Source organism: Streptomyces sp. HSW2009, from assembly GCF_040240285.1.
Classification (GTDB): domain Bacteria; phylum Actinomycetota; class Actinomycetes; order Streptomycetales; family Streptomycetaceae; genus Streptomyces.
In genome coordinates, this window is sequence record NZ_JBEHZD010000375.1 from 1 (window position 1) to 8,069 (window position 8,069).

Below are 8,069 nucleotides of genomic sequence, written 5' to 3' on the forward strand. Positions count from 1 at the left end.
GGGGCCCGGGGCGGACGGGCCTGTGCGGCCGGGCCCCGGGCGGGCGGTACGGGGCGCTACGGCGTCAGGGCCAGCTCGTCGTCCGTCGCCGCGTCGACGGCCGTCTCGCGGAAGGGCCAGTCGAGCAGTTCGCCCTTGACCCACTTGCTCGTCTGATCGTCGTAGTGCTTGTGGTACGCGTGGCCAGAGGCACCGGTGAGGTTGATCCAGCGGGACTTGTCCAGGTTGTCGAGGTTGACCACCATCCGCATGGACGGCACCCACACCACCTCGTAGCCGCCGGCCGCGTTCCAGCCGGTGGCGTTGACGGCCGCCTCGCCGCCGCTGAGGTTCCACGGGCCGCGGTTGAGCATCCACTGGATGATGCCCGGGCCCTTCACGCCCAGCGTCTGGTTCTTCAGCGTGAGCTGGTGCAACCGGCCCCAGCTCCAGGTGTCGATGTCCTTGCCCAGCTTGGAGGTGAGCTCGTACCTGGCGTCCTTCATGGCCCGGGCCAGGAGCTGGTCGCGGTTCTTCGTGGCGCGGTTGGCCTGGTTGCCCTTGGTGTGCCACCAGTCGTTGCCCGGGTCCTTCAGCAGCCCCCGCACGACCTCGAACCAGCGGTCGCCGCCGTCCGGCTGCGCCGCGTCCTTGTCGCGCTCGCCGCACTCGGTGACCAGGTCGCTCTCGTCGTCCAGGTCCTCCACCGGGCCGGTCTCGTTGGGAGGCCGCACCCGCAGGCACTGGTCCTCGACCCGCAGCTCCTTGGGCAGTTTGTTGCCGAAGGCGAGCTTGAGGGTGTTGCGCCAGACCGCGTTGAAGTAGGCGGCTGCCGCCGAGTCCGAGTCCTGCGTGTAGTCCCAGCCGCGCAGCAGGTCCTGGGCGTCGCGGACGTACCCGTCCTTGATCTTGATCTTGAGCAGGTACGGGGTCAGCACCTTGGCGATCTCGCTGCTGTTGTCCATCTGGAGCGACTGCATGTCGTCCGTGGAGATCTTGCCGCCGTCCTTGATCTTCGACTCGATCAGGTCGGTGATGCGCTGGCTGCGGGTGCCGTAGCCCCAGTCAGCGGTGAGCAGGTACGGGTAGCGCTCGCGGTCGATCACGGCCTGGTTGGCGGTGACGATGTAGCCGCGCTCGGGGTTGTACTCGTACGGCAGCGCCTGCTGCGGGATGTACCGGTCCCAGCGGTAGCTGGAGTCCCAGCCGGGGGCGGGGTAGCGGCCGTCGATGGGCTTGCCGTTCTTGTCCTTGCCGCGGATCGGGATCTGGCCGGGGGCCTGGTAGCCGATGTTGCCCGCGGTGTCGGCGTAGATGAGGTTCTGCGAGGGCACCGCGAAGTCGGCGGCGGCGGCGCGGAACTCGGTCCAGTCGCCGGCCCGGTTGAGCTTGAAGATCGCGTCCATGCTCTTGGACGGCATCAGCGCGGTCCAGCGCAGCGAGACGGCGTAGCCGTTGCCGCGGTCCGGTGCGGCGTCGCCGACCGGGGCGTTGACGCCGACGGTCTCCAACTCGTCGTCCCGGTCGGAGACGATCGGGCCGTTCGCGGTCGAGCGGACGGTGATCTTGCGGTCCTTGCCGCCGGCGACCTCGATGGTCTCCTTGCGGACGGTGAAGGGCCGCTGCTTGCCGTCGGAGAGGTAGCCGTCGGCGGTGACCTTCTCCAGGTACAGGTCGGTGACGTCGGCCCCGAGGTTGGTCATGCCCCAGGCAATCTTCTGGTTGTGGCCGATGACCACGCCCGGCATGCCGGAGAAGGTGTATCCGGCCACGTCGTACGGGCACTTCGCGCTGACCCGGGTGCAGTGCAGCCCCATCTGGTACCAGAGCGAGGGCATCTGCGGCGCCAGGTGCGGGTCGTTGGCCAACAGCGGCTTGCCGGTGGTGGTGTGCTCGCCGGCGATCACCCAGGAGTTGGAGCCGATGCCGTTGCCGTTCGGGCCGAGCAGCGCGGGGATCTGGTCCAGCGTCTTGGAGAGCGAGGACAGGCCGGTGTGCAGGCCCTGGCCGAGCCCGGTGTTCGCACCGCCGGCGGGCGCGTTGGCCCCGGTCGGCGCCTCCTCCTGGCCCTTGGGGTCGAACTCCTTGGTCAGCGGGTTCACCGTGCCGCGGTCGACGATGGGGCGGTTGCGCTTGTACGGGTAGCTCGGGTAGAGGTCCTCGATCTGCTGGCGGCTGAGCCTGCTGCCGGCCAGCGAGCGGTCGATCTCGTCCCGCAGGTTGCCGCGCAGGTCCCAGGCCATGGCCTTGAGCCAGGCGACCGAGTCGACCGGGTCCCACTTCTCCGGCTTGTAGTCGTTCTTGAAGCTCAGCGCCGCGTACTCGACGGAGAGCTCCTTGCCCGAGTGGTCGGCCAGATAGGCGTTGACCCCCTCGGTGTACGCCTTGAGGTACTTCTTCGTCTCGGCCGACAGCTTGGTGTCGTACTCGCGCTGGGCGACCTGGCGCCAGCCGAGGGTGCGCAGGAAGGCGTCGGTCTCGACCTGGTCGGAGCCGAACATCTCGGAGAGCCGGCCGGCCGTCAGGTGGCGCCGTACGTCCATCTCCCAGAACCGGTCCTGGGCCTGCACGAAGCCCTGGGCGCGGAAGAGGTCTTCCGAGGTGTCCGCGTACAACTGCGGGATGCCGTTGCCGTCGCGCTTGACCTGGACCGGGGCCGACATGCCGTCGAGCTGGATGGAGCCGGTGGTCTCAGGGAACGAGGCGCGCACCGTGCTGATGCTCCAGAACACGCCATAACCGACACCCGCCACGAGCGCCAGCACGACTGCGATCACGATCAGACGGGCGCGCCGCCGCTTCCTCTTCTTCTTTCCGGAAGGGGCGGTCGTTTCTTCGCGGGAGGGCATCGCTGTCCTTCGAGGGGCAGGGTGGACCTGGAGTGCTGGAGCAACCGTAGCCGGAGCGCGGGCGGCTCCCTTACGCGGAGTCAATGCCGGGCGATCAGGTGAGCGATCGACCGGCCGAGCGACCGTTCCAGCCACCGTCGATCCGCACAAACGATCACATGCGGACGTCCGATGACACGGTTCGGTCGATCTCAGGCGTCAAGAACCCGTAAAATATTAGGTAAGGCAATGAAGTTCCGGTCGGCCGGGGTTGCATATTTCGGTCGAAATCCTCGCGAAAGGATCGGCCCCTGACTGTTCACCACCTCAATGAACTCCTGCTGATGTGCGCACTGGTGCTGCTCGTCGCCGTGGCAGCCGTGCGCCTCTCTTCCCGCAGCGGGCTGCCCAGCCTGCTGATCTACCTCGGCATCGGCGTCGCCATGGGTCAGGACGGCCTGGTCGGCGTGGCCTTTGATGACGCCGAACTGACCCAGGTCATCGGCTACGCGGCGCTCGTGGTCATCCTCGCCGAGGGCGGTCTCGGTACCAAGTGGCGAGAGATCAAACCCGCGCTGCCACTGGCCGCCATGCTCTCCACGGTCGGCGTCGCGGTCAGCGTGGGCGTCACGGCGACCGCGGCCCACTTCCTGGTGGGCCTCGACTGGAAGCAGTCGCTGATCATAGGCGCCGTCGTCTCCTCCACCGACGCGGCGGCCGTCTTCTCGGTGCTGCGCAAGGTGCCGCTGCCCTCCAAGCTCACCGGTGCGCTGGAGGCCGAGTCCGGCTTCAACGACGCCCCGGTCGTGATCTTGGTGGTCGCCTTCTCGGCATCAGGACCGATCGAGCACTGGTACGTCCTGCTCGGCGAGATCGCCCTGGAACTGGCGATCGGCGCGGCGATCGGGCTCGCGGTCGGCTGGCTCGGCGCGTTCGGCCTGCGGCACGTGGCGCTGCCGGCGTCGGGCCTCTACCCGATCGCGGTACTGGCCATCGCGGTGGCCGCGTACGCGGGCGGCGCACTGGCGCACGGCTCCGGATTCCTCGCGGTCTACCTGGCCTCGCTGGTCCTGGGCAACGCCAAGCTGCCCCACATGCCGGCCACCCGCGGCTTCGCCGAGGGGCTCGGCTGGATCGCCCAGATCGGCATGTTCGTCCTGCTCGGACTGCTGGTCACCCCGCACGAGCTCGGCGACGACATCGTGCCGGCGCTGGTGGTGGGCCTGGCCCTGACCGCGGTGGCCCGGCCGGTCTCGGTACTGGTGAGCACCGCGCCGTTCCGCATCCCCTGGCAGGAGAAGGCCCTGCTGTCCTGGGCCGGGCTGCGCGGCGCGGTCCCCATCGTGCTGGCCACCATCCCCATGGTGTCGGAGGTGCCGCAGAGCCAGCGGGTCTTCAACATCGTCTTCGTGCTGGTGATCGTCTACACGCTGGTGCAGGGCCCGACCCTGCCCTGGCTCGCCAAGCGGCTGCGGCTCGGTGCCGGGGACGCCACGTCCGACCTGGGCGTGGAGTCGGCACCACTGGAGCGGCTGCGCGGCCACCTGCTGTCGTTCGGCATCCCGCAGGGCTCCCGGATGCACGGCGTGGAGGTCAGCGAACTGCGGCTGCCCGCCGGCGCGGCCGTGACCCTGGTCGTACGCGGCGGCGCCAGCTCCGTACCCGGCCCCACGACCGTGCTGCGCAGCGGGGACGAACTCCTGGTGGTCGCCACCGACCCGGTGCGTGACGCCGCCGAGCGGCGGCTGCGCGCGGTCAGCCAGGGCGGCAAGCTGGCCGACTGGCTGGGCACGGGCGGCGCGGACGCCCGCCTGCCGGAGCCGACGCGTCAGCAGACGACCGCGCCCCAGGCGTTCTGGCCGTGGCCCCGACCGGGCAAGCGCCCGGGTATGCGTACGGGGGCCGCTGCGCGGGGGCGTGCGGGGGCTGTGGGTTCTGCTTCTGCGGGGGCTGCGGGGTCTGCGGGTTCTGCGGGTTCTGCGGGTTCTGCGGGTTCTGCGGGTTCTGCGGCGCGTGATGGTGGTGCGGTGGCTGGGGCCGCCGGGCCAGCCGGGGCGGCTGGAGTACGCGGTGGTTCGGAGGCCGTTCCGCCGGCCGGGCCGAAAACGGCCCCCGGGAGCGGCCTCGGGTCGCCCGGGTCCGGGACGGACGGGCGTAGCTCTGATGGTCGGGGGGCTGGTGGTCAGGGGGCTGATGGCCAGGGTTCCGCGGGTCCGACGGGTTCGCCGGGTCCGGCGGATTCGAGGGCCGATGGCCGAGGTGCCGGGAGTTCCACGGGACCGGCGGGCCCGGCACACGGAGCCACCCGACAGGCAGGTGCGGCCCTCGGTGAACGGCACCGGGATGAACTTGATCACAGCCGCGAATCGACGCAAGAGTCTGCCGATAACATGAACACACATAGGCAATAACCGACCAACTCTGTCTGATGCAGAGCTGGCGCGACCGCACGGCGGCCGGTCCGGTATCTACCACGGTCATGCGCGAGAGGACAGCTCTCGGCGCTCCGTGGTGCTACCCCGGGGCGCTACCAGGCGGTGGAAAGGCCAGGCCGTGGTGTCCACGGTCTTCCCGGACCCGGCCGACGGAACCCCCGCGGCCGATCCCGCCCACCCGGCGGACCCAGCCCCCGGCACGCCACCCGGCGCCCGCGGCACCGATGACCACCCCCACGCGGGGAGGCCCACCGGCACCGCGGGCGCCGCGGCAGCCCAAGCCCCCGACCCGGCGGGCTCCGCCCGCACAACGGTGCTGGCCCAGCCCGCCGCGGGGCCGGCCGAACTCGATACCGAGGCGCAGCCGGCAGCCCGTACGCCCCATGCGCCCCGCGCCGGGACCACAGCCGCGGCGCCGACGTCGCCCACAGCCGTAGCGCGCGGGCAACACGAAAGGCAGCCCAAGCCCGACAAGCCCCGCAAGCCCGGCTATGGGCAACTGCTGCGCACCCCCGGCGCCTGGTCGTTCGTCCTGCCCGGCTTCGCGGCCCGACAGCCGTTCGCGATGCTCACCATCGGCATCGTCCTGCTCATCCAGCACACCACCGGCTCGTACGGCATAGCCGGCGCCGTCTCGGCCACGGCCGGGGTGTCGATGGCCGTGTTCGCCCCACAGAGCGGCAAGCTCGCGGACCGCTTCGGCCAGGCAGCCGTACTGGTCCCTGGCGTACTAACGCACACCGCGTCCATCTCCCTGCTGATCGCCCTGGCCCTGACCGGCGCCCCGTTGTGGACCCTGTTCGTCGCCGCGGTACCGGCCGGCGCCTCGGTCCCCCAGGTCGGCCCCATGGTGCGGGCCCGCTGGGCAGCACTACTCGGCGACGGCCCACCACACGACGAAACACCGGATGCGATCGGGACGGCGGCCGGCACCGAAGCGGCCCGCCGTGCTGAAGGGGCCGATGATGCCGAGGCGACCGGCGGCGCCCGGGCAGCCGGCAGCACAGGGGCGGCGAACGGCGCCGAGACGCCGAGTGGAACCCGGCCCCCAGCCGCTGTCGGCCCACCGAACGGTGCCGGGGGAACAGCGGGTACTCCCGCGCCAGCAGGCGACAGCGGATCGCCGAGCAGTGCCCACGCGGTGGGCGCTACCGGGGCGGCGCACCGTGCCGCGGCACCGGCCACCACCAGCGGGCCTGCCCCTGTCGGGGCGCCGGGCGGTGACGGGACGCCGGCCGGCGCCGCCACGCCAGGCACGCCCGAGGCCGCGGCCGGCCGGGGCAGGTCGCCGCTGCTGACCACGGCCGCGGCGTTCGAGTCGGTGACGGACGAGTTCACGTTCGTCATCGGCCCCGTGCTGGCCACGGCCCTGTGCACCGGCCTCCACCCGGCCGCCGGCCTGAGTGCGGAGGCCGTCCTGACCCTGGTCGGCGGACTCCTCTTCGCGGCCCAACGCCGCACCCAGCCCGTCCCGAGCCACCCCCGCACCGCGGCGGTAAGCGGCGCCACGGCACTGGCCGGCGCCGCACCCGCCGACAGTCGGCGCACCGGTGGCCGCCGACCCGGCAGGTGGCCCACCCGCTCCCGTACCAACCCCGCGCGAACCCGCGCCCGCCCCGCACCAGCCGGTACGCGGCCGGCCGCGCCGGTGCGGGCCACGTCCGCGCTCGGCGTGCCCGGGGTCAGGGTGCTGGCCGTGGTCTTCCTCGGCATCGGCACCGTCTTCGGCGGCCTCCAGGTCTCGCTGACCGCCTTCACCGAGGAGATCGGCCAGCCCGGCATCAACGGTGTGCTGTACGGGATCTTCGCGGCCGGCAACATGGTGGCCGGCATCGTCTGCGGCGCCCTCACCTGGCGCCGCAGTCCACAACAGCGGCTGCTGGTCGCGTACCCGCTCCTGACGTTGGCCACCTCCATGCTGTGGGCGGTGCACGCCGTGCCACTGCTCGGCGCGCTGGGGCTGCTGGTCGGTCTGTGCATCGCACCGGCGCTGATCACCGGCTACACGCTGGTGGAGACGCTGGTCCCGGCGCACGCCAGGACCGAGGCGTTCACCTGGCTGACCGGCGCGGTGGCGCTCGGCCAGGCCGGTGCCGCGACCGCGGCCGGCCAGCTCGCCGACGGCTTCGGACCGAGCGCCGGCTTCGCCGTGCCACTGGCCGGTACGGGGCTCGCGCTGGCAACCCTGCTCCTGCTGCGCGGGCACCTGGCCACCGCGTCCGACAGCCGCCTCGCGGGCGGCTCCGCACGTGTGGTCGGTCACCGCGAGGCCGTCGCAGTGGACTGATGCCGCGGAATGCTGCACTATGGAGCGTCGTTAGCACTCATTGAGTGAGAGTGCCAGGAGGATCACGTGCCGACCTATCAGTACCAGTGCACCGAGTGCGGCGAGGGCCTTGAAGCGGTGCAGAAGTTCAGCGACGAGGCGCTCACCGAGTGCCCGAGTTGCAAGGGCCGCCTGCGCAAGGTGTTCTCCGCGGTCGGCGTCGTCTTCAAGGGCTCCGGCTTCTACCGGACCGACAGCCGCAGCGCGTCCTCCAGCAGCTCGCCGAGCTCCTCGTCGAAGACCACGAAGAGCAGCTCGGAGACGTCTTCGTCCAGCGGCTCCGCCTCGTCCTCGTCCGACTCGTCTTCTTCGTCGAGCAGCACGGGCACGTCGAGCAGCGGTTCCACGACGTCCTCCGGCTCCACGGCCGCCTGACGCCCACCCGAATTCTCCGCGAGAGCCCCAGCTCGTCCGGCCGTGCGCCGGGCCGGGCCGGGGCGCTCGTCGCGCGCCCCGGCGCCCGGGCCGCCCACACGGGCCCCGCCGCGCGCCCCCCCCCCC

General features: G+C 71.6%; 4 protein-coding genes and 1 pseudogene. 4 read left to right on the forward strand and 1 reads right to left on the reverse strand.

What is annotated here, in order from left to right:
* Positions 1 to 56: 56 nt before the first annotated feature.
* A complete protein-coding gene (locus AAHZ94_RS23715) occupies positions 57 to 2,828 on the reverse strand; it encodes a penicillin acylase family protein (protein WP_349995040.1) in 2,772 nt (923 codons plus the stop codon).
* 323 nt (positions 2,829 to 3,151) lie between these two features.
* Between AAHZ94_RS23715 and AAHZ94_RS23720 the strand changes: the two genes are divergently transcribed.
* The 4 genes and pseudogenes from AAHZ94_RS23720 to AAHZ94_RS23730 all read left to right on the forward strand — a co-directional run bounded on the left by AAHZ94_RS23720 (position 3,152) and on the right by AAHZ94_RS23730 (position 7,943).
* Complete coding sequence (locus AAHZ94_RS23720; RefSeq protein WP_502964759.1) at positions 3,152 to 5,218, forward strand: potassium/proton antiporter; 2,067 nt, start codon at positions 3,152 to 3,154, stop codon at positions 5,216 to 5,218.
* A 526-nt stretch (positions 5,219 to 5,744) separates the two neighbouring features.
* Positions 5,745 to 6,180: pseudogene (locus AAHZ94_RS36490) on the forward strand (MFS transporter); the annotation flags it as partial.
* 203 nt (positions 6,181 to 6,383) lie between these two features.
* The gene (locus AAHZ94_RS23725; RefSeq protein ID WP_502964760.1) at positions 6,384 to 7,529 is read left to right on the forward strand and encodes an MFS transporter; all 1,146 of its coding nucleotides are present in this window, start codon (positions 6,384 to 6,386) and stop codon (positions 7,527 to 7,529) included.
* 66 nt (positions 7,530 to 7,595) lie between these two features.
* Positions 7,596 to 7,943, forward strand: coding sequence for an FmdB family zinc ribbon protein (locus AAHZ94_RS23730; protein ID WP_349995042.1), 348 nt, complete (start codon positions 7,596 to 7,598; stop codon positions 7,941 to 7,943).
* The last annotated feature ends 126 nt before the right edge of the window (positions 7,944 to 8,069 follow it).

What these genes read in the sequence shown, in the direction of transcription:
- AAHZ94_RS23715 (WP_349995040.1), bottom strand. Translation starts at nt 2,828, where the DNA reads ATGCCCTCCCGCGAAGAAACGACCGCCCCTTCCGGAAAGAAGAAGAGG.
- AAHZ94_RS23720 (WP_502964759.1), top strand. Translation starts at nt 3,152, where the DNA reads ATGTGCGCACTGGTGCTGCTCGTCGCCGTGGCAGCCGTGCGCCTCTCT.